Origin of the sequence: Streptomyces murinus (genome assembly GCF_002154555.1) — a bacterium.
In the GTDB taxonomy this organism is placed as follows: domain Bacteria; phylum Actinomycetota; class Actinomycetes; order Streptomycetales; family Streptomycetaceae; genus Streptomyces; species Streptomyces murinus.
This window is the reverse complement of record NZ_MUNF01000713.1, coordinates 1-1,767: the sequence shown is the minus strand read 5'-3', so window position 1 is coordinate 1,767 and position 1,767 is coordinate 1. Positions and strand designations below refer to the sequence as shown.

Below are 1,767 nucleotides of genomic sequence, written 5' to 3'. Positions count from 1 at the left end.
GGTGGTCCACGACGTGGAGCACGGCACCCTCGACCTCGCCGTGCGCTCCGGCGTCGCCGTGGTGGTCGGCGCGGGCGCCCTCGGCTTCGCTGTCTACCGGCGCCCGCGCCGCGCGCTCACGGCCGGCGGGCTCGCCCTCGCGCTGCTGGCCGCCTCGGGCGTCTCCGCGTACGCCACCTGGAACCCCAAGTCGGTACTGGAGCCGAGGTTCTCCGGACTGCTGTCCTCCGCGCCCTCGGTGATCGGCAACGCGCGCGGCGCGGGCGCCGGTAGACAGCGAAGCCGAGGGCGCCCGCGCCGCGCGCTCACGGCCGGCGGGCTCGCCCTCGCGCTGCTGGCCGCCTCGGGCGTCTCCGCGTACGCCACCTGGAACCCCAAGTCGGTACTGGAGCCGAGGTTCTCCGGACTGCTGTCCTCCGCGCCCTCGGTGATCGGCAACGCGCGCGGCATCGTCAGCGACTTCGACGTCTACCAGCAGGAGTTGGCCCGCCTGGTGACGAACGTGACCAAGCTGTACGACGTCACGTCCACGCTGCCGACCTACCAGCCGGACCCCTCCACCATCCGGGTCCTGCACGTCTCGGACATCCATCTGAACCCGGCGAGCTGGAAGATCATCGCCTCGCTGGTGAAGCAGTACAAGGTGAATGTGATCGTGGACTCCGGCGACACGATGGACCACGGCACGGCGGCGGAGAACGGCTTCCTGGACCCGATCGCCCAGCTGGGCGTGCCGTACGTCTGGGTGCGGGGCAACCACGACTCCCGGACCACCCAGCGCTATCTGGAGCGCATGAAGAACGTCCGGGTGCTGGACGACGGTCGGGCGCGGACGGTGGGCGGGCTGCGCTTCGCGGGCATCGGCGATCCGCAGTTCACCCCGGACCGCGCGGTGGTGCCGGGCGGTGACGCCGCCGAGCGGCTGGCGGGCGACCGGCTGGACAGCGCGCTGCGCTCCCAGCGGGCCGCGGGGACACCGGTGGACGTGGCGATCACGCATGAGCCGGTGGCGGCGCGGGAGACGGACGGGGAGGTGCCGCTGGTGCTGTGCGGGCATCTGCACCACGAGGGGGACGAGAAGCTGCCGTACGGGACGCGGCTGCGGATGGAGGGCTCGACCGGGGGCAGCGGGCTGCGCGCGGTGGAGGGGAAGTACCCCGCGCCGATCGAGGCGTCGGTGCTCTACTTCGACCGCGACAGCCATCGGCTCCAGGCGTGGGACGCGATCCGGCTGGGCGGCCTCGGACTGACGACGGCCGAGGTCAGCCGCCATCTGGCGGACGACAACCGGCCCGCCGTGACACCCCCGTCGACCGCCCCTTCGCCCTCCGGGAACGGGGGCTCCGCACGCCGCCCGTAAACCGTTTTGGCGATCCCCCTCGCCATCCCATATGCTTCTCACGTCCCCGACGCGCTGAGAAGCGCCCAGGCGGGCCGATAGCCCTCATCGTCTAGCGGCCTAGGACGCCGCCCTTTCAAGGCGGTAGCACGGGTTCGAATCCCGTTGGGGGCACGCAAGACCGTGTGCGACACTGTTGCACGCAAACAGCTTGGTCCTGTGGAGCAGTTTGGAGTGCTCGCCACCCTGTCAAGGTGGAGGCCGCGGGTTCAAATCCCGTCAGGACCGCTGAGGTTTCACGTGAAACCTCGTGGCTGGGTAGCTCAGTTGGTACGAGCGATCGCCTGAAAAGCGATAGGTCGCCGGTTCGACCCCGGCCCCAGCCACAACCCGAAGGCCCCGTTCGACGAACGGGGCCTTCGGGTTGT

1 protein-coding gene and 3 tRNA genes are annotated in these 1,767 nt (G+C 70.9%); all 4 read left to right on the top strand.

All coding sequences use genetic code 11. The features are described from left to right. Positions 1-1,360: metallophosphoesterase family protein (locus CCN72_RS33625; protein WP_244174609.1), on the top strand; the 1,360-nt coding region annotated here is incomplete at its 5' end. 80 nt (positions 1,361-1,440) lie between these two features. After that, a tRNA-Glu gene (locus tag CCN72_RS33620) sits at positions 1,441-1,513 on the top strand. A 39-nt stretch (positions 1,514-1,552) separates the two neighbouring features. Continuing rightward, a tRNA-Asp gene (locus tag CCN72_RS33615) sits at positions 1,553-1,627 on the top strand. A gap of 24 nt (positions 1,628-1,651) precedes the next feature. Further along, positions 1,652-1,725: transfer RNA gene (locus CCN72_RS33610), tRNA-Phe, on the top strand. Positions 1,726-1,767: the final 42 nt, after the last annotated feature.